Origin of the sequence: Prochlorococcus marinus str. MIT 9313, assembly GCF_000011485.1 — a bacterium.
GTDB lineage: Bacteria > Cyanobacteriota > Cyanobacteriia > PCC-6307 > Cyanobiaceae > Prochlorococcus > Prochlorococcus marinus_D.
This window is the reverse complement of the sequence record NC_005071.1, coordinates 2,092,855-2,115,965: the sequence shown is the minus strand read 5'-3', so window position 1 is coordinate 2,115,965 and position 23,111 is coordinate 2,092,855. Positions and strand designations below refer to the sequence as shown.

Annotated in this window: 24 protein-coding genes and 1 tRNA gene; 10 read left to right on the top strand and 15 right to left on the bottom strand. The window is 53.8% G+C overall.

Annotated elements, in window-relative coordinates; all coding sequences use genetic code 11:
* Window position 1 precedes the first annotated feature (1 nt).
* Entirely contained in the window at window positions 2-1,240 is a 1,239-nt protein-coding gene (locus tag AKG35_RS10660) for a tRNA nucleotidyltransferase (RefSeq protein WP_011131366.1), read from the bottom strand.
* On the opposite strand from AKG35_RS10660, the gene AKG35_RS10655 reads away from it, so the two are divergent.
* From AKG35_RS10655 to AKG35_RS10645, 3 genes are read left to right on the top strand one after another with little or no spacing between them, the layout of a single operon-like run.
* Window positions 1,239-1,490, top strand: a complete 252-nt coding sequence (locus AKG35_RS10655) for a Ycf34 family protein (RefSeq protein ID WP_041384710.1) — start codon at window positions 1,239-1,241, stop codon at window positions 1,488-1,490. The two genes, AKG35_RS10660 and AKG35_RS10655, sit on opposite strands and share 2 nt — an antisense overlap.
* On the top strand, window positions 1,487-2,164 hold the full coding sequence (gene tsaB, locus AKG35_RS10650; protein ID WP_011131364.1) for a tRNA (adenosine(37)-N6)-threonylcarbamoyltransferase complex dimerization subunit type 1 TsaB: 678 nt from the start codon (window positions 1,487-1,489) through the stop codon (window positions 2,162-2,164). Before AKG35_RS10655 ends, tsaB begins: the two co-directional genes overlap by 4 nt.
* Window positions 2,161-2,802, top strand: coding sequence for a YdcF family protein (locus AKG35_RS10645; protein ID WP_041384709.1), 642 nt, complete (start codon window positions 2,161-2,163; stop codon window positions 2,800-2,802). The genes tsaB and AKG35_RS10645 overlap by 4 nt, the downstream gene beginning before the upstream one ends.
* Here the strand turns inward: AKG35_RS10645 and AKG35_RS10640 are convergent.
* Genes AKG35_RS10640 through rpaB form a run of 5 tightly spaced genes read right to left on the bottom strand, consistent with a single transcriptional unit; the run spans window position 2,738 to window position 7,519 of the window.
* Complete coding sequence (locus tag AKG35_RS10640) at window positions 2,738-3,409, bottom strand: lysophospholipid acyltransferase family protein (RefSeq protein WP_197524587.1); 672 nt, start codon at window positions 3,407-3,409, stop codon at window positions 2,738-2,740. The genes AKG35_RS10645 and AKG35_RS10640 overlap by 65 nt on opposite strands.
* Before the next feature lie 36 nt (window positions 3,410-3,445).
* Window positions 3,446-4,342 carry an ACP S-malonyltransferase gene (gene fabD, locus AKG35_RS10635; RefSeq protein WP_011131362.1) on the bottom strand — a complete coding sequence of 299 codons (897 nt, stop codon included), beginning with the start codon at window positions 4,340-4,342 and terminating at the stop codon, window positions 3,446-3,448.
* Window positions 4,343-4,370: 28 nt separating this feature from the next.
* Window positions 4,371-5,390 (bottom strand): beta-ketoacyl-ACP synthase III, encoded by a 1,020-nt coding sequence (locus tag AKG35_RS10630; RefSeq protein WP_011131361.1) that lies wholly within the window; start codon window positions 5,388-5,390, stop codon window positions 4,371-4,373.
* 55 nt (window positions 5,391-5,445) lie between these two features.
* Window positions 5,446-6,792 (bottom strand): phosphate acyltransferase PlsX, encoded by a 1,347-nt coding sequence (gene plsX / locus AKG35_RS10625; protein WP_011131360.1) that lies wholly within the window; start codon window positions 6,790-6,792, stop codon window positions 5,446-5,448.
* Window positions 6,773-7,519, bottom strand: a complete 747-nt coding sequence (gene rpaB, locus AKG35_RS10620; RefSeq protein ID WP_011131359.1) for a response regulator transcription factor RpaB — start codon at window positions 7,517-7,519, stop codon at window positions 6,773-6,775. Before rpaB ends, plsX begins: the two co-directional genes overlap by 20 nt.
* Window positions 7,520-7,623: 104 nt before the next feature.
* On the opposite strand from rpaB, the gene radA reads away from it, so the two are divergent.
* Entirely contained in the window at window positions 7,624-9,018 is a 1,395-nt protein-coding gene (radA, locus tag AKG35_RS10615) for a DNA repair protein RadA (RefSeq protein ID WP_011131358.1), read from the top strand.
* Window positions 9,019-9,032: 14 nt separating this feature from the next.
* Here radA and AKG35_RS10610 read toward each other — a convergent pair whose 3' ends face one another.
* Window positions 9,033-9,554, bottom strand: a complete 522-nt coding sequence (locus AKG35_RS10610) for a photosystem I assembly protein Ycf3 (RefSeq protein ID WP_011131357.1) — start codon at window positions 9,552-9,554, stop codon at window positions 9,033-9,035.
* Window positions 9,555-9,698: 144 nt separating this feature from the next.
* On the opposite strand from AKG35_RS10610, the gene AKG35_RS10605 reads away from it, so the two are divergent.
* Genes AKG35_RS10605 through AKG35_RS10595 form a run of 3 tightly spaced genes read left to right on the top strand, consistent with a single transcriptional unit; the run spans window position 9,699 to window position 13,647 of the window.
* Window positions 9,699-12,023, top strand: coding sequence for a heavy metal translocating P-type ATPase (locus AKG35_RS10605; protein ID WP_011131356.1), 2,325 nt, complete (start codon window positions 9,699-9,701; stop codon window positions 12,021-12,023).
* Window positions 12,020-12,670: a dTMP kinase gene (gene tmk, locus AKG35_RS10600; RefSeq protein WP_011131355.1), complete on the top strand. Its 651-nt coding sequence runs from the start codon at window positions 12,020-12,022 to the stop codon at window positions 12,668-12,670. Before AKG35_RS10605 ends, tmk begins: the two co-directional genes overlap by 4 nt.
* The gene (locus AKG35_RS10595; RefSeq protein WP_011131354.1) at window positions 12,667-13,647 is read left to right on the top strand and encodes a DNA polymerase III subunit delta'; all 981 of its coding nucleotides are present in this window, start codon (window positions 12,667-12,669) and stop codon (window positions 13,645-13,647) included. The genes tmk and AKG35_RS10595 overlap by 4 nt, the downstream gene beginning before the upstream one ends.
* On the opposite strand, the gene AKG35_RS10590 is transcribed toward AKG35_RS10595, so the two are convergent.
* From AKG35_RS10590 to AKG35_RS10575, 4 genes are all read right to left on the bottom strand, one after another.
* Window positions 13,644-14,450, bottom strand: a complete 807-nt coding sequence (locus AKG35_RS10590) for a response regulator transcription factor (RefSeq protein ID WP_011131353.1) — start codon at window positions 14,448-14,450, stop codon at window positions 13,644-13,646. The two genes, AKG35_RS10595 and AKG35_RS10590, sit on opposite strands and share 4 nt — an antisense overlap.
* 280 nt (window positions 14,451-14,730) lie before the next feature.
* A tRNA-Asn gene (locus AKG35_RS10585) sits at window positions 14,731-14,802 on the bottom strand.
* A gap of 23 nt (window positions 14,803-14,825) precedes the next feature.
* The gene (locus tag AKG35_RS10580) at window positions 14,826-15,503 is read right to left on the bottom strand and encodes an ABC transporter ATP-binding protein (protein ID WP_011131352.1); all 678 of its coding nucleotides are present in this window, start codon (window positions 15,501-15,503) and stop codon (window positions 14,826-14,828) included.
* A gap of 41 nt (window positions 15,504-15,544) precedes the next feature.
* On the bottom strand, window positions 15,545-15,808 hold the full coding sequence (locus AKG35_RS10575) for a hypothetical protein (RefSeq protein WP_041384706.1): 264 nt from the start codon (window positions 15,806-15,808) through the stop codon (window positions 15,545-15,547).
* Between the two features lie 636 nt (window positions 15,809-16,444).
* Here AKG35_RS10575 and AKG35_RS10570 point away from each other — a divergent pair.
* The 3 genes from AKG35_RS10570 to AKG35_RS13075 all read left to right on the top strand — a co-directional run bounded on the left by AKG35_RS10570 (window position 16,445) and on the right by AKG35_RS13075 (window position 19,494).
* Window positions 16,445-17,431: a hypothetical protein gene (locus tag AKG35_RS10570; protein ID WP_011131350.1), complete on the top strand. Its 987-nt coding sequence runs from the start codon at window positions 16,445-16,447 to the stop codon at window positions 17,429-17,431.
* A gap of 240 nt (window positions 17,432-17,671) precedes the next feature.
* Entirely contained in the window at window positions 17,672-19,300 is a 1,629-nt protein-coding gene (locus AKG35_RS10565; RefSeq protein ID WP_157859888.1) for a DUF2079 domain-containing protein, read from the top strand.
* Between the two features lie 17 nt (window positions 19,301-19,317).
* Window positions 19,318-19,494, top strand: coding sequence for a hypothetical protein (locus AKG35_RS13075; RefSeq protein ID WP_157859887.1), 177 nt, complete (start codon window positions 19,318-19,320; stop codon window positions 19,492-19,494).
* A gap of 118 nt (window positions 19,495-19,612) precedes the next feature.
* Here AKG35_RS13075 and AKG35_RS10560 read toward each other — a convergent pair whose 3' ends face one another.
* The 4 genes from AKG35_RS10560 to AKG35_RS13070 all read right to left on the bottom strand — a co-directional run bounded on the left by AKG35_RS10560 (window position 19,613) and on the right by AKG35_RS13070 (window position 23,102).
* Entirely contained in the window at window positions 19,613-21,025 is a 1,413-nt protein-coding gene (locus AKG35_RS10560; protein WP_011131348.1) for a DUF2079 domain-containing protein, read from the bottom strand.
* 81 nt (window positions 21,026-21,106) lie between these two features.
* Complete coding sequence (locus tag AKG35_RS10555; RefSeq protein WP_011131347.1) at window positions 21,107-22,654, bottom strand: ArnT family glycosyltransferase; 1,548 nt, start codon at window positions 22,652-22,654, stop codon at window positions 21,107-21,109.
* Between the two features lie 43 nt (window positions 22,655-22,697).
* Window positions 22,698-22,949 (bottom strand): hypothetical protein, encoded by a 252-nt coding sequence (locus tag AKG35_RS10550; protein WP_011131346.1) that lies wholly within the window; start codon window positions 22,947-22,949, stop codon window positions 22,698-22,700.
* Window positions 22,950-22,964: 15 nt separating this feature from the next.
* Window positions 22,965-23,102, bottom strand: a complete 138-nt coding sequence (locus tag AKG35_RS13070; RefSeq protein ID WP_157859886.1) for a hypothetical protein — start codon at window positions 23,100-23,102, stop codon at window positions 22,965-22,967.
* Window positions 23,103-23,111: the final 9 nt, after the last annotated feature.

Here is a 23,111-nt window from a genome sequence, read left to right as displayed (position 1 = left end):
ATCACAGCAAGGTTTGTTTTTGTTCCCACCAGTAAGTTGCCGCCTTAAAAGCTTGCTTTCGATTCTGTACCCGACCAAAGGCTTTTTCTTGGCAGAGATGGCGAAGCAGCTCACCTAGAGCTTGTCCTTTGGGGAGTTTGAGGGTCTTTTGCAGTGCATAGCCGTCCACAGGTGGTGACGGGTGGAACAGAGGATCATCCGCGTTCCGCCAACGCTCTAGCCACTGCACCTGGCTGATGTGCGGGAGCTGCAGGATGAGGGCTGGAAGGTCTGTTTCTAGATCGAGGTGCAATTGCAGCCGATCCAATTCGCTGAGGCTTGCAAACGCCATACCGTCGTTGCGTTCTTCCCAGTGACGAAGGAGTTGGCATCGTTGACATTGTCGTCGGCTGAAGCGCAATGCGCTCAGCCCGTCATTGCTGAGCAGATGAGTGAGACGAGCCAAGGGAAGGGCAACGGCTTGCTCTTCAGGTTTGAGGGATTTGGCAACCTTTAAACATGGTGCTGGTCGGCTGATTCTTTCAATGGTGTTTTGCCAACAATCCAGTAGGCCAGTGCGCAGCAGCAGCGGCAGCACGTCATCGGCCCAAGGCGCAGCCACGATCCGTTGTAGTTCTGCCTGAATTCGTTCAGGAGCTGCTTGGGGCAGAAGTCTGTGGTGGCAATTGATCCATGCCAAGGTTTGCTTTCCCAGGCTGAGCTGCAGTTCGGCCATCAGTCGCAGACCGCGCAGCAACCTCAGGGGATCGTCGAGCAGGTTTTGCTCACGTACCGCAACAAGTTTTTTTTGCTCCAGATCACTTAGCCCTCCCGTTGGGTCCACGAGCTGAGGGGTGGCCTCGAGGGTGAGGGCAATGGCGTTGAGACGGAAGTCCCGCCGCCAAAGGTCCTCGTCAAGGTTGGATCCCTCTTGGGCGGCGATGTCGATGGTCCAGCCTTTGATGACCAATCGCGCCATGTCCCTTTCGGCGTCCAGCACCACACATGTGCCTCCCAGTGTCTTGGCCAGGCTGCGGGTGATCTCTAGCGCCTTGTTTGGCACAATGAAGTCGAGATCTGGTTGCTGCTGAAGTCGGCCAAGCAGGCCATCACGAACGGCACCTCCTACTAAGACCGTTCCAGCAGGAAGGTCTTGAATCGATAGTGGCCAGTGATCAGGATGTAATTGTTCCCAAAGGGCCTGGACCCGGATGGTGGGATCACCCTCCAGAATGGGTGCAGCAGAGCGAAGGGAGGGCATGTGTATTTGTGTCGACTGCCGCTGGGTTGATCGTTGCCAGGCCTATCACGCGGTGGAGCGGCAGCACGGGGTTGCCCATCTCAATGCGGCACCGGATCTGGAGCCTCAGAACCCACGCATCCATATCAGTGTGATTGATTTGCCTGAAGGAGTGACAGGGGTGGAATGGGATGTACGGAACTGCGGTAGTTTTCTTTTAGATCATGGGCGCTGGAAGCGATTGTGCCCTGGTCAGGAGCTGCCTCGATGAGCTGTCAGCCCGGTTCATCCTTGGAAGAAGATAAGGCTTTTTTGCTTTTGGCACTCCACAGTTCTTCAGAAACGCTTGGTGTCGCTGTTCAAGATTGCCGCGATCCCAAGACCAGTCGGCGAACTGCAACTTTCCCACTGGGCCGCGGGCTCTCAAATAGTTTGCTCAATTGTGTAGAGGAGCTTTTGCCAGCAGCCTCTTGGCCTCAGTTGGCTCGCTTGGCCGTGGCCATTGGTCCTGGCGGATTTACCGGGACTCGTTTAACCGTCGTGATGGCAAGAACTCTGGCCCAGCAGCTTGGTTGTTCCCTCGATGGGGTAAGCAGTTTTGCTTTGATGGCTCCTCGCTTGGCGGTTGCGTTAAGCCATGAGCAAATGGAGCAGCCATTTTGGATCGTGAAATCCCTGCCGCGGCGAGGAACTGTGGCCGGTCGTTATCAGTTGCAAATGGCTGCAGACGTTGGCGCTGCAAAGGCTGTTGTGGAGTTGGAATCGCCCCATTTGTTAGCAGAGGATTTCAAGGCCTTCCCTGCCCTTGATGCCCAAGATGATGTGGCTAAGGATGTGGAGCATTTGCTTGAACTGTGCGCTGTGGCGCACAGTTTGGGCCAGGAGGTCGCCTGGACTGATGTGCTGCCTGTTTATCCCACATCTCCGGTGGTGGTCTCGTCTTGAGGAGTTGGTGCCGTCCTGGGCCGATTGTTGTTGTAGGCCTCTTGTTCTGGCTGATTGCTGCCGGACCTTTGCGTCCTTATCGGCAAGCGCTGACGAATGGGAAACCTCCTCAGTTGATCTTGGTACTAGGAGGTGATGTTGACCGTGAGCATCTTGGAATCCGATTAGCGAGGGATTTGAATTTGCCTCTGGTGGTTAGCGGTGGTAGCAACCTGGAATATGCCCAGTGGTTGGTTAGTGAGGTGGGGATTCCTCTGAGTCAGGTTCAGCTCGACTACCGCGCTAAGGACACCCTGGGTAACTTCACGTCTCTTGTGGATGAACTGCGGTTAAAGGGCATCCAACATGTCTTATTGGTGACTAGTGAGGATCATTTGCCCCGTTCCATGGCCGTCGGTCATGTTGTGGCTGGTAGCAGAGGGATCCGCCTGACAGGCATTTCTGTCTCTTGCGCTAATCAATGTCGGGAGGAGGGGTTGCGCAAGCGGATCAGCGATTGGTTAAGGGCTTGGGCTTGGGTGGCTACAGGCAGTGATCTTAAGGAGTGGGCGCAGCGGCGCTGGCCAGAGGCACTCAGCGCTGGCGGCGGAGACGCTCTTCTGCCGAACTCAAAAGTCCTTGATCCAGCAGCGCATTGATTCTTTTTTGAAGTTCTGCGCTGGTGGCTTCCAAGTCGTGTTTACGACGGCTGGAAGGTGGGGGGATCGGTTTGCCGATTCGAAGTTGTATTGGTATGAGTCGGGGTAATTGTCCACGTTTACCAAGGGCACGGTGGCTATTGATGATCGCTACTGGAAGTAGGGGCGCATCGCTGCGAGCCGCTAGCAGTGCGGCCCCAGGCATGGGGGCATTGACGCGGCCGTTGGCTTGGCGAGTGCCATCAAGGAAGACCCCTATGGCCCAGCCTTCGTTCAGGCGGGCAGTGGCCATGCGAATGGCTTCCCTGTCACTGGCGCCGCGTTTCACCGGGTAAGCACCACAGGCACGGATGATTGCTCCTAAGAAGGGGATCCGGAACAGTTCTGCTTTGGCCATGAAGGCCACAGGCCGCCCAAGAGCATGGCCAAGGAGGGGCGGGTCAAGGTGAGAGCCGTGGTTGGCGACGACCACAACAGCACCTTGACGCGGAACATTTTCGTTGCCAAAGGTGCATCCCCTAAATAGAACCCGGAAGATGGGAAACACCAGTAGATAGCTCACGAGTCGATAGGTGAGACTTGGCTGCGGTGTCATTAGCACCGGCATGCTTGAGCTCAGGCGGGGTTTGGTTTGGGTCAAAGTTCAATTCCCCAGGTCTGCAGCACAGCTCAGCTGGATGGTCGCAACTCCTGGAAGAGATCGCTTGACCAGACCACTCAGCACATTGCCAGGGCCGATTTCGACCACTGTGTTGACGCCTTGGCTGGCCATGGTATCCATCGTTTCGCGCCAACGGACGCCTGTTGTCATTTGATCTTTTAGCCGTTGCTTAAGCAAGTTGGCATCGCAGGTTGGGATTGGATCGGCATTGCAGAGAACGGGGACACGGGCGTCTTTGAAAGTCACTTGATCCAGTTCAGCTGCAAATTCAGTGGCCGCTGTGGCCATGAAAGGCGAATGGAAGGCTCCCGAGACTGGCAACGGAATCGCTCGCTTGCAGGTCAGCTGGCTGCTGACCTTGCTAACAGCCTCTGGGGTGCCGGATAAAACCACCTGGGCAGCACTGTTGTCATTGGCGATCACGACTCCTTCTGTGTCTGCTACCAGAGCTTTTAGCTGTGTGCGGTCAAAGCCCAAGATGGCTGTCATGGCCCCACCACCGGCTGAGGCCATCAGTTCTGAGCGGCGTCGCAGAAGCAGCAGGGCGGTGTTTACGTCAAAAACCTCAGCCGCATAGAGGGCTACAAGTTCACCCAGGCTGTGCCCTGCGATGAGCGATGCCTCACGACCCTGCCTGCGCAGTTCATCCACCAGTAATGATTCAACGACAAAAAGTGCGGGTTGGGTATTGCGGGTGTCATTAAGGTCGGCCGGGTCATGATTGGTTTGGTCGCTACCACGGCAAATCGCAAGGAGATCACGTCCCAGTAGTCGAGAGGCGAGGGCAAAGCGCTCTTCGGCATCGGGCAGGCTGATGATCGGGTCAGCCATGCCCAGCTTTTGTGAGCCCTGACCAGGGAACACCCAAGCGATCGACATCAGAATGGTCTAGCGATTTAGCGCGAGCCTAGATGGGCCCATGCCAGCGGATTAATGCTGCACCCCAACTGAGACCAGCTCCAAAACCGCTGCTTGCGATCAGTTGACCAGGTTTAATTCTTCCGTCTTGTACGGCTTCATCAAGCATGAGTGGGATGGTTGCTGCCGATGTGTTGCCGTACTCAGCCAGGTTGCTGAGCACCTTGGCCTGCGGAATGGCGAAGCGATTTGCTACTGCATCGAGGATGCGTTGATTGGCTTGATGAAGCAGGAGCCAGTCCAGTGACTCCGGGGCTGTGTTGGTGGCTTTGAGAAGGGTTTGGAGGATGGCAGGTACTTCTCGGACGGCGAATTTGTAGACCTCCTGTCCGTTCATCTGAATTGGCTTAAAACCGCCTTGCTGATGGCTATTACCCGCTACCAGGGATAGATGGTTTTGAACTTGCGGCAGGTTGAGGCAGTCGCCGCGGCTGCCGTCAGATTTCAGCTGAAAGCCCAGCAGCCCGTTCTGAGCAGCACTCGTTGCTTCCAGAGCAACAGCTCCGGCTCCATCGCCAAACAGCACACAACTGCGACGATCGTCCCAGTCGACCCAGCGGCTTAGTTGGTCCGCACCGATCACGAGTGCTCGCCGCATTGCACCAGTGCGAAGGAACTGGGCGGCAGTGATCAGGGCGAATAGAAAACCACTACAAGCGGCTGTGAGATCAAAAGCCACTGCTTGGCGAGCTCCCAAAATGGCTTGCAGTTGCGGGGCTGAACCAAAGAGATCATCAGGGGTTGATGTGGCCAGGATGATCAGATCAACACTTTCGGGTTCCCAGCCAGCCATTGTTAGGGCGTTGGCTGCAGCTTGATGGCTTAGGCCTGTCAGCGTTTCATCCGGTCCGATAACACGTCGGGCACTGATTCCAGTGCGGCTACGGATCCATGCATCGCTGGTGTCAACCCTTTGTCCGAGTTGGTCGTTGCTAATCCGTTGGGATGGTGTGGCACTGCCGCAGCCCACCAGAGCTACTCCACTACCGATTGTGGACGTTTCAGCCAAGGGGCAAGTGGTCCAAGGTGGCGTCAGTCAATCACAGCGTTTCGGCAGAGCGCCTTTAGGCGCTTTCAACAGGTGCCTTTTGCAGTTCGGCTAAATCGTCCATGACACCATGGCTCGCTGCGGAGTGGGCTAGTCGTAGTGCACTGACCACCGATAGCGCCTTGCTGCTGCCATGGCCGATCACACAGATGCCATTCACACCCAGCAATAGTGCCCCACCATGTTCTGCATGGTCGAGGCGTTTCTTAATTCGTTTGAGGTTGCTGCGTAGGAACGCAGAACCCACCTTGCCGCGTCTGCCTCGTGGCAGTTCGGCTCGTAATACATCAAGCAGCACGCTGCCGACAGACTCCAGGAATTTGAGGAGCACATTGCCGGTGAAGCCATCACATACCACCACGTCGAAAGCCCCTGAAAGAACATCACGACCTTCGCAGTTGCCCGCGAATTGAAGCCGATGCTCTTCGCTGAGTAGCTCATGAGTGCGAATGGCTAGATCGTTGCCCTTGCACTCCTCTTCGCCAATATTCAGAAGCCCGATGCGTGGGCGAGCCACCTGGAGAACGTCGCGGGAATAGATATTGCCAAGTAGGGCAAATTGGTGGAGGTAGATGGGCTTGCAATCCATGTTGGCGCCCACATCCAGTACTAGCACTGGTTGTGTTGGATCTTTTGTTGGGAATAGAGCACCGATGGCCGGACGGTCTATCCCTGCTAGACGCCCCAGTCGGAAGATGGCTGAGGCCATCATGGCTCCGGAATTTCCAGCTGAATACATTGCTAGAGCTTCGCCCTTTTTGACCAGGTCCATGGTCAGGTTGATGCTGGCGTCGCGTTTGCGGCGCACCACAGTGGCCTCTTCATCCATGCCCACAGAGGGACCGCTTGCGACAAGCTCCAGATGACCAGCGGCTGTGGCTTGGTTGAAGAGTTCGGTGAGACCCATGGCTTGGACAGCGCCTAACACTTTTTCGGTCTCTCCGACGAACTTGATGCGGAGGGGAAGTCTTTGAATCGCTTTTAGACAGCCATCAAGAATGGGGCCAGGAGCCTCGTCTCCACCCATGCCATCGACGGCAACCCAGAGCCGATCGCTATTTTTGATGTCCTCCGCTTCTGGGTTGTTTTCGCTGCTTTGTAGTCGCCGCAGGGGATCAAAAACGAGTGGCTGAAGCATGCTTCCTGCCATTGATCCAGCATTCGACACCACGGATCCAGCACTGGAAACAACTGTTCCGGCTACGTTTCCAGCGGCGGAAGCTGAGTTTGTGGCACTTCCTACCAGGCTGGTAACGGCAGCATTGCGGCGATACCAGATCACCAGACGCCTAATGGCTCTGGGGCGGGTGGTCTTGCTCCGGGGCCCGGAGGCCGTGGAGGAATCAGAGTCCTTCGGGGGCAAGGGAGTCGATGATGCGCTGGAACAGGTAGCCGGTACCTCGAGCGGTGAGGATCAGCTCGGGATTGGCGGGATCGTCTTCGAGTTTGGAGCGAAGACGTGAAATATGAACATCCACGACTCTGGTGTCTACATGTCGTTCAGGTGTATAACCCCATACCTCCTTGAGGATTTCGCCGCGACTGAAAGGCTCCCCTGAGCGGCTGACCAGTAGCTCAAGCAGGCTGAATTCCATACCGGTAAGGCGAATCCGCTCATCTCCTCGGAAAACCTGTCGCTTGTTGGTGTCGACTCTTAGTTCAGCCACTTGAATCACCCCTGAGTTAGGGATGCCGGCAACGTGCTCTTTCTCGACTCGTCGAAGCACGCAGCGTATGCGCGCTTCAAGTTCCTTAGGGCTGAAGGGTTTGACGACGTAGTCGTCTGCACCCAGCTCAAGCCCCGTGATTCTGTCAGCGACATCTCCAAGGGCCGTGAGCATCACGATCGGCACATCCGATTCTTTGCGAAGCTCTTGACAAACGCCATAGCCATCAAGCTTTGGCATCATCACGTCGAGCACAACAAGATCAGGCTCACAGTTGTGGAAGATATCGAGAGCTTCGTTGCCGTCACATGCCGTGAACACTTGATAGCCGATCATCGAGAGACGGGTTTCGAGGATCCGACGAATGCTGGCCTCATCGTCGACCACGAGGATCGTCTCTTTAGATGGGCTGGTGGCCGTCATTTTTTTCTTTGGCGGCTGCAATCAATGAATCTTAGATAAGAGCTGTTAAGGCGTACCGGCCTTTTGGTTCATTTAAAGCCAACTTTCTTTACCTATCTTAGTAAGTGCGCACTGCTTCCGTCTACGTCTGTCAGAGCTGTGGCGCTAAGACCAGCCAGTTTTTTGGTCGCTGCGCCAGTTGCGGGACTTGGAATTCTTTGGTCGAACAGGTCGCTCATTCAACCGATGGCCGCCGCCGCAGTAACAGTTTTGATCCGGCCGTGGAACCAGTGGCGCGGCGCTCGATGGCGATGGCTTCTCTCGGGGATCAACCCGTTCGCCGTCTTGCCAGTGGCTACGAAGAGTTGGATCGAGTCCTGGGCGGCGGGCTGGTGCCTGGATCAATGGTGTTAGTTGGAGGTGATCCTGGGATTGGCAAGAGCACGTTGCTGTTGCAGAGCGCCACGGCTATGGCACTGCAACACTCTGTGCTTTACGTGAGTGCTGAGGAGTCTGCCCAGCAGGTGAAGTTGCGTTGGCTGCGCCTTGAGGGGGTTACGTCGGACCTGCAGCTTTTGGCGGAAACGGACTTGGAATTGGTGCTTGAGGAATTGGAAGCACTGCGGCCTGCGGTGGCAATTATCGACAGCATTCAGGCTTTGCATGATGGGTCGCTTTCCAGTGCGCCTGGCTCTGTCGCTCAGGTGCGCGAGTGTGCAGCAGCTTTACAGCGTTTGGCTAAGCGTCAGGAAACAGCCTTGGTTTTGGTGGGCCATGTCACCAAGGAGGGGATGCTGGCGGGCCCCAAGGTGCTTGAGCATTTGGTCGATGCAGTACTCACTTTTGAGGGCGATCGATTTGCCAGTCATCGCCTTCTGAGGGCTGTAAAAAATCGCTTTGGAGCCACCCATGAGCTTGGGGTGTTCGAGATGCAGGGGAAGGGCTTAGCTGAAGTCGGGAATCCAAGCGAGCTCTTTCTCAAGGGTGAGTCTGCTTCTGGGGTGGCCACCATCGTGGCCTTTGAAGGCACCCGTTCATTGGTGGTGGATCTGCAGGCTTTGGTGGGTGTAACCAGCTATGCCAGTCCTCGCCGTACCGCTACAGGATTAGGCACCAACCGCTTGCACCAAATTCTGGCCGTATTGGAGAAGCACATGGGCTTGCCATTGTCACGCTATGACTGTTATCTGGCTGTTGCTGGCGGATTAGAAGTCGAAGAGCCTGCTGCTGATTTGGGTGTCGCCGCTGCCGTTGTTTCCAGTTATCGAGATCTCATGCTGCCAAAAGGCACAGTTTTGCTTGGGGAGTTGGGCTTAGGGGGGCAATTGAGGCCAGTGGGGCAGCTTGGGCAGCGTCTTAAGGAAGCAGTTCGCTTAGGTTTTCATCGTGCAGTAGTGCCGCAGGGCAGTGGCCTAGGACCCATCGGCAAGGAGCTGGAGTTGGAACTACTTGAGGCTGCGAGTGTGACTGAGGCTTTGGTCATGGCCCTCGGTGTGAATCCAGCTGATGATGGCTGCTGAAGGATGTTTTCGCTTTAGAAATAGACGTCTATGTTGCTTCGGCCTGTTGTTTTCAGCCAGTTCTCAATATCTAGGTAGCCGCCGGGATAGAGCCTTACCGCTTGGGTCCACACGTCTGCAGCTCTGTCGAACAACCGATCAGCTTCGTCTTGCAGACCAGCTTCTTGCGCTGTGCGGCCGCGTTTTTCGTAAATCAAGCCCATGTTCTTTAGGCAGGAGGGCTGATTTGAGTTTTGGTCAAGGGCCCTCTGATAGGTATCAAGAGCGAGGTCCTCGTCCCCGTTGCTCATATAGATGATCGCCATGTTCTTGAGGGTTTCACTCCGGTCGAAGGGGCTTTCCTCAAGCTTGAGACTCTCTTCATAGTTTTCCAGTGCCTCTGCATAGTCGCCTGCGTTCTGGGCTGATAGGCCATCGCGGTAATACACATAGGCTCTTTTCGCCTTATCGTTGATTGGCATCATCTTCACGATTAGATCGGCCATCACCGTGAAGGTCTTGTCAATGAAGTTGTCTTTGTTTTGGGTGCGTGGCACGGCGTGAATAAAGGAATCACACCATTATCCTCGTCTTATTCTGAAAAGACTGTTTTGAGTCTCTGGTGAGATCTTTGGGCTGCTGTTATGGGATGGGCTATGCGTAACGATTGTCATTAGCGTGCGGGAACATTTCACCGATCTGTGAGCCGCAACGACCGTCCATTGGCTCATCCATCCGTCGCACTCGATATCGAGGGGATGAAATGCGGCGGCTGCGTTCAATCGGTAGAGCGTATTTTGCTTGAGCAGCCCAGTGTTGCTCGTGCCAGTGTCAACTTGGTAGCCCGCACTGCGTGGCTGGATCTCAACGATCCAGGCCAGTCTCTTGAGCCGATCCTTGCTGCTCTGGCAACCCGGGGTTTCTCTGCTCAGCCAAGAAATACGGGCTCATTAGAACAGCTAACGCCTTCAACGCGTGACTCCCTAGGGGCTTGGTGGAGTCAGTGGCGTCAGTTAATGGTGGCCTTGGTGTTGCTGTTGCTGTCTGTTCTTGGCCACCTTGCTGCCGGTGGACATCTTGAGCTGGTGATTGTAGGGGCCTTGCCCTTCCATGCCGGATTGGCCACGGTGGCTTTGTTGGGCCCTGGTCGGCCGATTCTTGTTGGCGGAGCGCGGGCGGCTCTTGCCTTAACCCCCACCATGGACACCTTGGTGGGATTGGGCGTTAGCAGTGCCTATCTGGCGAGCCTGGTTGCTTTGCTTTGGCCTCAGGTGGGTTGGCCTTGCTTCTTCAATGAACCCGTGATGTTGCTCGGCTTTGTTTTGTTGGGAAGGTTCCTTGAGGAGCGTGCTCGTTTCCGCACTGGGCGGGCCCTCCAACAGCTGGCTCAATTGCAGCCAGATACTGCCAGGTTGCTGGCAGGTGATGGGACTATCCGTGAGGTAAGAGTCGGTGCTCTCAGGCCTGGGGAGAGGGTTCAGTTGTTAGCAGGGGATCGCATTCCTGTTGATGGCATGGTGCTGGAGGGACATTCCGCTGTCGACGTGTCATGCATTACTGGTGAGCCATTGCCGTTGGAGGCAGCTCCAGGAATCGAGCTGACTTCAGGCAGCCTCAATCTTGAAGCCACCTTGTTGCTAGAAGTGCGACATGTGGGAGCTGAGACAGCTCTGGCAAGAATCATTAGTTTGGTGGAACAGGCCCAGGCGCGTAAGGCTCCTATTCAAGGCCTGGCTGATCGGGTTGCAGGTCGCTTTTGCTATGGCGTTGTCAGCCTGGCACTGCTGACTTTTCTGTTTTGGTGGCAACTGGGTGCACGTCTTTGGCCAGAGGTGTTGCACGCTTCGGGTCAGGGGTTGGTGCATGGATATGGTCATCATGTCCCGCTTGGAGGCGTCGCTGAAACCTCCTTAGGATTGGCTTTACAGCTTGCCATCGCTGTTCTAGTCGTGGCCTGTCCCTGTGCATTGGGATTGGCAACGCCCACAGTGATCACAGTGGCCTCTGGTCAGGCGGCCCGCCGGGGGTGGTTATTTCGCGGTGGGGATGTGATTGAAATGGCAGCCTCGCTGAGGCAAGTTGTCTTCGACAAAACTGGCACTCTTACCCTTGGCCGCCCTTTGGTGGCAGGGGTTGTTGGCACAAAAAAACCTGATCAATTGTTGCAGCTAGCTGCAAGTCTTGAGCAAAACAGTCGCCATCCCTTGGCCCATGCTGTTTTGCAAGAGGCTCAACGGCATCGGCTTTCGCTTCTGTCCACTTTGGCAACCCGTACCTATCCAGGCTCCGGCCTGGCCGGTGAGCTTGAAGGTGTAGAAGGAACGGTTCGAGTAGGTACACCGGAATGGCTTCAGGCTGAAGGGGTTCATTGGACAGCTGAACTTCAGGCTGATGTTGAGCTGTCGTCTCTTCAGGGGCAATCGGTGGTAGCCGTGGCTCTGGGGGAAGAGCCTTTGGGCCTTGTGGCCATTGATGATCGGCTTCGACCTGATGTGTCTGTTGCTTTGGATCGATTACGAGAGCAGGGGATGACTCTGGCCATGCTTAGTGGTGATAGACGTCAGGCGGTGGAACGCCTGGGGCAGCAGTTGGGTTTTCAACCCCATCAACTGGGCTGGCAGTTGTTGCCTGATCAGAAGCTGGAGCGCTTGCAACGTCTTCGCAAGGCTGGACTGTTGGCAATGGTTGGCGATGGCATTAATGATGCCCCAGCTCTGGCGGCAGCAGATCTTGGTATCGCTGTGGGTACCGGCACGCAGATAGCCCAGGATTCTGCTGATCTGGTGTTGCTTGGGGATCGCCTGGAGGGTTTGCCGGAAGCCCTTTTGTTGGCTCGCCGCACCATGGCAAAAGTGCGTCAAAACCTGACTTGGGCCTTTGGCTACAACCTCATTGCTTTGCCAATTGCTGCAGGATTGTTGTTGCCGGGCTTTGGGTTATTGCTCTCCCCACCCATCGCAGCTCTATTGATGGCCCTTAGTTCAATCACGGTGGTCGTGAACGCTTTGGCACTGCGTACTACATGAGTGGTCGCTTTCTTGTTCTGGAGGGTATTGACGGCTGTGGCAAGACCACTCAGCTTCGTCACCTTGCCAACTGGCTGCCACGCAGCGGTTTGATGCCTGAGGGTGCAAGGTTGCATCTCACCCGTGAGCCCGGTGGTACGGCTTTGGGTATTGCCTTGCGCAAGTTGGTTCTTCACCCGCCTGGGGATGCCTCCCCAGAACCCCTTGCGGAACTGTTGTTGTATGCGGCTGATCGAGCCCAGCACGTGGCTCAGTTGATCCGACCGGCGCTTGAGCAGGGGCACTGGGTTCTCAGTGATCGTTTTAGTGGCTCTACCCTTGCTTATCAGGGTTATGGAAGAGAGTTGGATCTGGATTTGATTCAGCAACTCGAGCAGATCGCCACGGCTGGACTTGTCCCGGACCTAACTTTTTGGTTGGAGTTGCCTGTAGAAGAAAGTCTGCTTCGGCGTGATGCAAGATCTAACGATCGAATCGAAGCGGAAGGAGTTGATTTTTTAACCAGGGTGGCAACTGGATTTGCTGTTTTGGCTAGGGAACGATCTTGGGTGCCGTTGCAGGCGGATCAACAAGTTGAGTCAGTTAGTTCTGCTTTGGAGAGCCAGCTGAAGCACCATTTTGGGCCTTTGCAAGAGAGCATGCGATGAGCCTTGAGATTGAGTCGCGTGGGCTGTTTGAAGATTTGATCGCTCAGCCGTTGGCAGTTGCATTGCTGGAGGCAGCGTTGAGTCAGGGTCGACTGGCTCCCGCATATCTCTTTTCTGGTCCAGATGGAGTGGGTCGCAGTTTGGCGGCATTGCGTTTTCTCGAGGGCCTCATCAGCAGTGGTAAGCCGGCCCTGCGTGAACGCCGTCGTCTAGAGGCGTTCAACCATCCTGATCTGCTTTGGGTCGAACCGACTTATCAGCATCAAGGCCGCTTGGTCCCTAAGTCCCAGGCAGAGGAAGAAGGTGTCAACCGCCGTTCCCCCCCACAGGTGCGCCTCGAACAGATTCGCGGGGTGACAAGATTCCTAGGACGACGACCTGTTGAGGCCCCAAGGGGCATGGTCGTGATTGAAGCTTCAGAGTCTATGCCCGAAGCTGCTGCCAATGCTTTGCTTAAAACGCTGGAAGAACCAGGTCATGGCTTGTTGATTCTGCTTTCGACCGCTTCTGAGCGCTTGCTCAAGACAATTCGCTCTCGATGCCAACAGATTCTTTTTGCTCGTCTTGAAGCAGCTGACATGCAGGCTGCTCTGGCCAGGACGAGCACAGCTGAGATGGGGTCGTCCTTGTTGGCATTGGATCAGCCGGAACTGGTTGCGATGGCCGCTGGTTCTCCTGGGGCGCTGTTGCAGAATTTTGGGCTCTGGCAGGCAGTCCCAGAGGAGTTTTGGCTACGGCTTGAAGAGCGTCCCCAAAAGCCAATGGAAGCCTTAGCTCTGGCGAGGGACCTTACGGAGGCTCTTAATGGGGAGCAGCAGCTTTGGCTGATTGATTGGTGGCAACAACATTTTTGGATCCAACGGCCTGATCCAACACCACTGAAACGTTTGGAAAGGCTGCGTTCACACCTGCTGGGGTTTGTGCAACCCAGGCTGGCCTGGGAAGTGGCTTTGCTGGAATTGATTCCTCGCGCTTAAGCGCTGGCGCGCTCTCCTTGCTTGTTTTGTGCTTCTCTGGCTTCCCTCTCTTGGCGTGCTTGGATTAGGAGGTCTTGGATCCCTTCGAGTTGTCCTCCTGTAGGCAATTCAAGGCAGTAACCAGCACCGTAGACGGTTTTAATGAAGCGGGGTTTGCGCGGATCGGGTTCCAGCTTGGTGCGCAGGTGGCGAACATGTACTCGGATGGTTTCGATGTCATCATCAGGTTCATAGCCCCATACCTCCTTAAGGATTAGAGAAGGTGCCACGGTCTGTCCATGGCGCTGAAGTAGGCAGTGGAGCAGCTCAAATTCCAGGTGCGTGAGCCGTACGGGACGCTCAAACCAAATCACTTCAAATCGCTCAGGCACGAGTGTGAGAGGGCCATAGCTGAGGATCTCGTGATGAGCGTTGGTGCCCACCGGCGCTCGATCGGTGCGACGTAGTAGGGATTTCACCCTCACTTGCAATTCTTCAAGATCAAAAGGCTTTGTTAGGTAATCATCCGCGCCTGAATTGAAGCCGGTGACCTTATCTTTTGTGCCTGCCAAGGCGGTGATCATCAAGATCGGAATCCCCGCGGTGCGCTCGTCTCGACGCAACCTCTGGCAGAGAGTTAGCCCATCTACGTTGGGAAGCATCAAGTCGAGCAAAATCAGGTCTGGGGTGTACTGAAGGGCAAGAGCCTGACCTTTGATGCCGTCTTCAGCGTTCTGTACGTCAAAACCATTGTGCTCTAAATGGCTGCTTACCAGTTCACGCATGTCCTGGTCGTCTTCGATCAGCAGGATGCAAGGCTTCATTTAGATCGGAGTCCAGGAGGAATTTGAAATCATCGGGGTGCTGTGAAGTCAGCGCTTGTCAGATTCTCTCAAGATTTGCTTTGAGGTGCATCATTGGCATCTCTGTGGGGGCATAGAGGCCAATCACTGAAACTCCCATGCAGACTGACCTTTTGACTGGCTGACGAATTCCTTAAAGGTGTCCTCTTTTTAGGAAGTCTTCCGAATCTGTCCACGCACTGTTGTGGATGCCCTCTAACAGTCAATCAAAAACCACAGCCACCGGCTGTGGATCTGAAAACTCCCCGGGCGGGATTCGAACCTGCGACCAATCGATTAACAGTCGACCGCTCTACCGCTGAGCTACCGAGGATTGCAACCCGAAGAACCTACCCTTCATCCCCGCCGACCTGCAAGGGGTTGGAGGTTTTGTCGTAGCAGATGGCCAGATTGCCAGGCTCCTACTCGGCCGTTTTCCATCCTGGCAGCCCCATCAGCATGGTCGAGTTCTTCTAGGCGATGGGTGACCCAAAGGGCGGTCAGGGGTGCGTGGGAGCGATGGCAAAGTTGTTGAACTGTTGCCAAAATCCTTTGTTGGCTTGCTGGGTCTAGTAGTGCTGTTGGTTCATCCAGCAGCAGCAGTGTGGCCTCACTGGCCAGGGCGCCGGCAATTGCTAGGCGTTGTTTTTGGCCTCCGCTAAGGGTGTGAATCGGGCGCGATTCCATGGCGGCCAAACCAACCTGCTCTAGGGAATCGCCAATGCGCTGTTGGCGTTGTTTGATTGGGATGTCGCTAGGTAAATTCAGCAGCAAGTCGCTGCCGCAACTTGGCAACAGCAGTTGATGGTCAGGGTTTTGAAACACCAGAGCAGGTTTGAGCATGCAAGTCACCTGACCATGCTCTGGCTGTAATAAACCGCTGATCAGCTTGGCAAGGGTGCTTTTGCCGCTGCCATTGCTGCCTACGAGCATCCATAGGCCTGGTTCTGGAATTGAAAAACTGCATTGGTCCAAGGCTTTTGTGCCGCAGGGCCAAATGAAGCTCACCTGCTCAAAGCTTAGGAGGGGGGCCATCTCTAAAGATGCTTTGATCAGCGTTCTCGTCCACCATGGCCTCAGGTTTCAAAGGAAAAGCCAGGCCGCTTACTGCCTCCAGTTGCTGCTGTTTTCTCATAGAGCTGAACAGCAACTATTTCACTGACCAAAACAGTGACTTTCTTGTCTTCGACTTTTTCGCAACTGAGCTCGAGAAGGTGAGGCTGACCTCTCTCCAGGCACTTGCGCACTTGCTGGTAAACGGCTTCCGCATCTGTTAATGCTTTTCGCTGCACCGATACCGGCAAGGGGCTCAATTTGAGGGCCAGCTCAATGACGTACACGGACAACGTTGACAGGATTGCATCATTCTTGCGAATCACGCCCCACCATTTGCCATGTAGGCCAAAGTGGATAAGTATTTACACTTAATAATGAGCCGTTCGCTCGAGTGGTCTTCATTCATCCTCTCCATTTGGCCAGTGCCCTCAGCGTCCAGTTTGAGTGATGTGGACAGTCAAGGATCTTTTGCTCGGATGGGTGCTGTGTGTCCCTTTAGGCTTTGATCTTGTCGTGTCGGCATTGTTTGTTTGGGTGCCGATCTGCAGCTCACCGATTTCGTCTCAAAGGAAATCTGCGCCCCTGAGGAGTTAGAGCTCGACAGCTTCTCGCTTGAGTATTGATTTTTGATTGCAGTAATTAGAGCCTGGAAGCCCTTTGTGGGCAAGTATTTTTAAAATTGTCTTCCCCATTATGATCTGCTGGCTGCAGGCAATGCCGTGAGATTTATGGCATCAAGGGCTGGATTTTAATTTTAAATCAATCCCTAGTAAGCAGTGAATTTATTGATTGAAGTCCTTTGCTATGAGTCTTTTGGCGAGGTCAATGGCCTAGGTGGCTGTCATGGGCTTCTTCTCTTGACTATCACATGGCCAATTAAGATTGTATTAATCTTCCCTTAAGACACAGAGCAGTGCCTAATGAGTACTCCCCTTCCGTCGAATTCCCAGGTTCAGCGAGATGCTGGTGATTCTCTTCGCGAGAGCGTGGTTAGACAAAAGCTTGTGCAACGTATTTGCGGCCAGGCTGTTATCTATTTTGGGGCATTTATTGTTGCAGTTTCGCTGTATAAATTTGTCAGCGCTTTCTCGTTAGATGTCTCTCCTTGGCCTGAGCTGCAGCTTGGAGTCGCTGGTCTGTTGTTAGTTTTTTTAGGGAATTTTCTGCGACGCTCAACCTTCTTAAGGTCTTTGCTTTCGGAGTTTAGTCCTTCGGCTAGAGCAAGTCGCTCTCTATTGATGTTGATCCTTGCATTATTTATTATGGGATCTGTAGCTCTATTCAAGCTGTCCGTTCAGGATGTTTTGCGTTACAAACGGCTGCTTGGAGAAGGAGGAATTCTTGAGTACTTGCAGGCTCTAATTCTGTTCACTTCTGCTTGGGTCTCTTGGCTGATTTCTAGGGACTTATGGAGGCGTCTCTTGATGCGCTTGCATGGAGCCATTTATGGGATGATTGCTTTGGGAATGCTTTTTGTTGGCTTAGAGGAGCTTGCTTGGGGTCAGGTTTTGTTCGGCTGGAGAACACCTGATAACATAGCTGCTCTTAATGCTCAAAATCAGACAACAATTCATAACCTCGAGTTTTTTCAAGATTATCTCGATATTAATCTTTTTCTGGTGTCAGTATTGATTCTGGTTTTGGTGTTATGGCGGCCATCTTTTGGATTGTTTAAAGCAAGATCATCTCGAGAGGATGTAATTCCTGCCGGAACATTTTTTCTGCCCAGGTATTTCTGGCCTCTATTCTTTTGTGCTGCGTTTTTGTCTTATTTTGTTGCTACCAGGTCAGCGACAGCTATGGTTCTGAATATTGATCAGGAGTGGGCAGAGTTGATGCTTTATCTCTCCTTCGGCCTAGGGTTGCTGCGAACCTATGTCTTGCTAGCAAATCCGTCAGGGCGCTAAAATGGTTGATAGATATCTGCCGGTATTGAGCAAGTTACCGCCTGAGTCAGTGATGTTATGAGTGAAGGTTGTCTTTTGGTGTTAAGTATAATTTTTTTCGCCTATTATTCCATTGATGACTGGATTTGGGAAAGTCTCTAACCAGACTGTCTCTGCCCTTTTCTCCTGGTCTTTATCCTTCCTTAGGATGGTATTTGGCGGCTCTCTAGTATTCATTTCGGCAGCTGAGGAATGATGCGAATGTCATCTCTTGTCAGTGGGTTGATGTCTTATCGCAGAGACAACTTCCCTTGGGTGGTTCTTGGGATGGCTGGCGGCTTTTGGCTGGTCGGACTGCTGATTCAGTTTTGGCGCCTTGAAAGTCTGACTGCTACTTACGACCAAGCTCTTTTTTTGCAGGAGCTTTGGTCTACTGCTAGGGGTCATTTTTTTGAAAGTAGCCTTTCGTCGGAGTTGTCGGCAGCTGTTGCGAATCAAGATGCTTTGCCAAGCATCGACTATCTCCATCTTGGCCAGCACGCCAATGTGCTGACTGTGTTGGCAGCGCCCTTAGTTGCACTCTTTGGTCGCTGGGCATTGCCGTTGATTCAAGTGGGCCTGTTGGCTCTAGCAGGTTTGGTGTTGTGGCGGATGGCGTCGGCCCGATTGTCGCGACCCTTGGCGATTCGCTTGACCGCGTCCTACTACCTCAGTGGAACCGTGATTGGCCCACTTGTTGAAAACTTTCACGACCTTTGTTGGTTGCCATTACTGGGCTTTTTGGTTGTTGATGGTCTCCTGAAGCAGGGGTGGCGCCAGGTTATGGCTTGCAGTTTCCTGATGCTGTTGGTGCGTGAAGATGCGGGTCTCACCCTGTTTTCACTTGGATTGTGGGCATCGCTTCGTCGACCTGGTGCACGCGCTATCGGCCTCATGGTCATGGCGATGTCGTTGGTTTATGTGGCAGTGATGACTGGCTGGATTCAGCCCCAGTTTGATTCCTCCCTGTCTGATCGCTTCCTGCAGGAAAAGTTTGGGCATCTTTTGCAAGGCCGCACTGGTGGGACCTTCACCGTTCTATGGACGATGGTGACCCATCCGCTTCGTTTGCTGGCGGCCTTGGTGTCTCCCCCTGGAACCACCTTGGCTTTTCTGCTGGCGCCAGCGTTGCCTTTGGCCTTTATCCCCTTTGTTTCGCTGGATGTGGCCCTGATGGTGGCTGTGCCTTTATTCATCGCCTTGGTGTCCCAGGGCATGAGTGCGTTGTCGGTAACGCTCAGGTATGTGCTTGCTTTGGTTCCAGGGTTATTTATGGGCGCAATGCTTTGGTGGCAGGCCCATTCAGGTTTCTGGTCTCATCTTTGGTTCCGGCGTTTCTGGACAGGATGTCTTGCCCTAGGGCTTGTTTTGACTTTGGCAAGCAATCCCCATCGCACGTTCTCCGCTCTGGTACCAGATAGCTTTAGTCCATTGGTTCATGTCTCGCCGGGCGCCATGCTGCAGCGAGCTGCAACGGCCCGTCATGCCGTTGGGCTTGTGCCAGATAACGCCTCGGTCGCTGCTGATACTCCCTTGTTGCCGCTGCTGGCGGAACGGGAAGTTGCCTTGCGCTTCCCGAAACATATCGAGTACTACAACCGTCAGGATCAAATTGAATCGGTTCAATGGGTCTTGGCTTTCCCTGGCTATTACCGTTCGTTGATGCCACTGTTTCGCCAGGAAACGTCTCGTTGGCGATCTATCAATAAGGCCTTGCAGGAACTCATGGAAGAGGGGCGTTACGGGGTGGTGAGCTGCGCGGATGGGTTGGTGGTTTTGCGCAATAGCGTTGATTCCTCTCCTGATGCAAGACGTTGCCTTGATGCATTGCTAGCACTTGAGCCTGGATGAAATAGAAGGTTCAGAACGTGCCTTCTGCTCGATTCCGGTTACTGTTGATTTGCTTTGGCAATAGCGAAGTGACTTTGCCTGACATAGGCATGCGTCGCATGCTTCGTGAATTGTCGTTATCCCCAAAGGAGGAGGTGCTCATGAGTTCCAGTTGTTCGATGCAGGGTCTGCTGATCGCGGAGAACGCCGGCTGATTTTTACACCTGTTCCCTGATCAAATGGTTCCGCGCCAGAGTGGACCCGACGAGAGCCCCCTCCATGCATTCATGGAGGGGGCATCGTTTTGCAGGCTTTTAATCCAGTAAGGCGGTCTTAAGGTTGTTTGATCGATTTGTGCTCGGATCGCTGACAAAGTTCCAAGCCGTTGTCCCAGCTTTCGCACCACCAGCCAGCTTGTTTGGCTTTGCTTAATAGCTTCTGTTGATGTTTTTGGCTGGATCCCCAACCTGGATCTTTTGGGTTGAGAAGCAGTACATCAAAGCTTTCTAGATCTAAAGACTTTCCTTTGCGGCGGGGGAAGTCAATTGCAATGCGTTGGCTGAGATGGGGGGCGAGATAACTGGTAGTGGCAAGGCGGCTACTGCTAGGAATGTTTGCGATGGCTTCATGGGATGGGGTCAATGCATTGAGTCTTTCCAGATAAGGCCCACTAAAAAACCAGGGCTTAGCAAGGGCTACCCAGCAGATGGTGCTCCAGGTCAGTAGCCGCCAAGGAACAGCTTGTTTTGGGCGTACAGCCAGTCCATCGATGGCAGCTACAACAGCTATCACCGCAATTGGCAGGCTGTAGTGATGGATCAGTGTTCGTTGCGGTGACTCTTCCGATAGCAGATTCACCAGAACTAGCGGTAAACCTCCCATCAGAACGGGTAGGGAGTTTCGGCGCCAGAATGGAGCGACGGCAATACTGATTAACAGCAGATAGATCAGTCCGCCGATCCAATCCACATGCTCGATTAGCAACTGAGGCTTTGTGATCAGATTGAAGAGAACCTCATCGAAACTGTCGCCTAGGTAAGAGAAAAGGGCTCCGGCTGCCTTAGGGCCTCCAGTACTTCCTTTCAGCCAGGGGTAAAGCCAGTGATTGAGCATGGCCAACCAGCCCAAGGCCAATCCAATGGCTGCAAAGGCCCAGATCCATCGCTTACGCAAAGCCTGCTCTAACCCCAGGCCTACCACCACAAGCACAAGTCCATCACGGCAGCCAAGCAATAAGAGCAGTAAGCCAAACCAGAGCCAGGCTTTTTTGGCTCGACTGGCCCAGTAACAAGCTGCCAGGGCCGGCATCACCCATACCTCTGGGTGGAAGTCGAACAGATTGGCGTTGAACACCACTGGCTGCAGCCACCAAAGTGTGCAGATCAGCCAGCACAGTTTTGGAGTAAGGCCTGCTTGTCGGCCCACCCACCAAAGGGGTAGTGCTGTCAGGCTTAGTCCAGCCGCCTGGCTGGCGAGTAGCCATTGAACGCTGGCATGGAAGTGATATGGAATGGCTGCCAGATAGAGAGCCCAGGCGCCGTGATCAGCTAGCAGATGCACCCCTTCCATCGATGAATAGGGTGGCAATCCTTGACTGGCCAACCAGATCCACTGGTCGAACAGGCCAAGATCGTAAGCATTGCTCTGCAGCAGAGCATGACGAGTTGCGGCGGCGGCCCAAAGCAGCAGGAAGATTGCCAGGCAGGCGAGGCTCAGGCGGCGGGGTGGGCAGGCCTTGGTGTCCAAGCAGGAATGCTCAAGATGTTGGTGAGCATCTCATAGGCTTTCGCCTCTGCTCAGATAAAGCATGTTGGCGGTGTAGATGAGCTATCGGATGAGTTCTTTGATTGGTACTAGATAGGTTTGATGCGGTATCTGTGGGCAGTAAGTGGAGTTTGGCTGGTTACACAAAAGAACCTGCAGGTTCTTTCTTGCATGTCCTTGAGTGAGAGGTTTAAAGCTTTCTTCCCAGTTAAGGCTCCCTACTAGATGGGTAGCACCTTGTGCAGCCCAGGCTTGCAGCTGTTTCTGATTAATACTTTTGGCACTGGTGAGCCATCCTTGACGCTGTGCAAGGTTCAGCAAACTGGGATCACTGCCAGTCACGCTTACGATCCGAGCCTTGCTTGGTACTTCTTTGCGGATGCTTTGGGCTAATGGCATCCAGATTTCTGTTTGTCGACGCTCGAGAGCCCAATAATCAAAATTGAGTACAGTGAGGCTGATGGCAACAATTAGAGCAAGGTTGATGTTGATCAGCCATTGGTCATGTAGTTTTTTGGATGCAATTAGCTTCGTTAAAGAATGCCAGCCCCTTCCCATTAATGGGCAGAGAAAAATCAATAGGGGCAGTTGGTAGTACTCATGAATGGAGCTTGCTCGTAAGAAAACTGCTGTGCAGGCTCCCATGCTGAGTAGGCCTGCTGCCAGAATTTGACCACCTGCATTTCGGCGGCATTCCCACAGGCCAAAGATCACGATCGGTACACCCAGCACAGCCAGGTTTCGTACGCTGATTCTCAGTAATAGGTTTAGCCAGAGATTGACATCCAGCAGCAGGCTCAGGCTGCTGCGATCAGAGTTGTTGCCCCAGAATCCGAAGCTCAAGTCACTGGTTTGGCCAAGTTGAAAAGCATGGCCATACCAAAGGGCTCCAATCAGTATTGAGCTACCCGCATAGAGCCAAGGACCAGGCGAACGTGCAAGTTTTCCTAAGCCTCGAATTAACGTCGCAAGTGGCAGTGCTGGTCCAAGTGGTTGAGGCTGCATTTGCACGACCAAAAGGGGTATGCCGAGCCAGATCAAGGGCAGCACTTTGATCAAGCAGGCAAGGCAAAATGCCAGCCAGCTGGTGAGCAGAGCCCACCGAGAGCGCCGCTGTTTCCAGACAAGCAGACGCTCGATACTCATTGCTGCTAGTAGCAGTAGCAGCGCTTCTGCCTGCAAAGTGCGGCCGTAATAAACCCCTAGTGGCAGGACAGCGAAGAAGACCCCGCCCCACCAAGCGCTAATCGGATCAAGCAGGCGACGCCCAATGCGGATGATGAGCAAGATGGTTAGTGCGCTACATAAAACCGAAAGGCCTCGTCCCAACCATTCGTGCAGACCCGCAAGCTTGTAAAGCTGGCCAAGTAGATAGGGATATAAAGGAAACTCGCATTCCACATATCCAGGGCTGGCTCCACTCCAATCAATTTGCGGTAACCAGATCGGTGTGCCTTCCAGGGCAAAATGCCTCGCCATGGCTGCTGTATCCGCCTGGCGCCAGCTATGGATGCCGAGGATGGGAGCCTGTAATTGGATAAGGCGCAGGATCACCCCTAAGCCCACGGGAAACCAGATTTGTTGAGCCCAGCGGGCAACAGACTTCGCCATCAGCAATTGTTTTCAATCAAGGGGTATTCCGGATGCAACTGGATCAGGTGACATCGTTCCAGACAACCATCATCAGGATCACTGCTATTTGAGCCCAGAAGGTATTTGCGAGAATGTTTTTGTAGTCGCAGTTAGCTACGTCGACGTTGGCCAGTATCCCTAGACAATGGCTTCTGGTAAGCAAATTCTGCCTGTTTTCTCTCAGTCGCTGGAATGCATAGAAGGATGGCAGCTTGTTCATGCTGTCGATGACGGCTACCAGGCCAACTTTGGTATCGAGCAGTCTTTCTTTCATTGTCTTCGTTAAGTCTTAGTTGCTGAAACGATGCATGCGTTGGATGCGGTGATCTTGCTGGGTCAGCGCCATGATGAATGCTGCGGTGCCATGGTTTGAAATGTCAGCCACTACGGGTTGTTTGAGCTGATAGGGCTTCGTCAGAGCAAGCATTTCCTTGAG